This window comes from Pseudomonas sp. TJI-51 (genome assembly GCF_000190455.2).
Taxonomy (GTDB): domain Bacteria; phylum Pseudomonadota; class Gammaproteobacteria; order Pseudomonadales; family Pseudomonadaceae; genus Aquipseudomonas; species Aquipseudomonas juntendi.
In genome coordinates this window covers 1-225 of the sequence record NZ_AEWE02000136.1, presented here as the reverse complement: position 1 = coordinate 225, position 225 = coordinate 1, and the positions used below count along the sequence as shown (strand labels likewise).

1 protein-coding gene is annotated in these 225 nt (G+C 61.8%); it reads right to left on the bottom strand.

Annotated elements, in window-relative coordinates:
- Nucleotides 1-136: hypothetical protein (locus G1E_RS30315; protein ID WP_177329619.1), on the bottom strand; the 136-nt coding region annotated here is incomplete at its 3' end.
- Between the last annotated feature and the right edge of the window lie 89 nt (nucleotides 137-225).

The following is a 225-nucleotide window of genomic DNA, read 5'->3' as shown; positions in this document are numbered from 1 at the left end:
GCTCGATCAGCTCGGCGCGGCTCGCCACGCCCAGTGCATTGAGCATGGCCTGCTGCTCGGCGGCATCCGGGCCCAGGTGGCGACGCAGGAACGGGTTGAGCTCTTGCAGTTGATGCAGGGACGGCGACTGGGACATGACCACGCTCTCTTCCTGGAACAGCTCTCATGGAGACTACAAGTCTAGGAAGGGATTGCCGGTTGTGCGGGGAAACTTGTTTGGTCAGT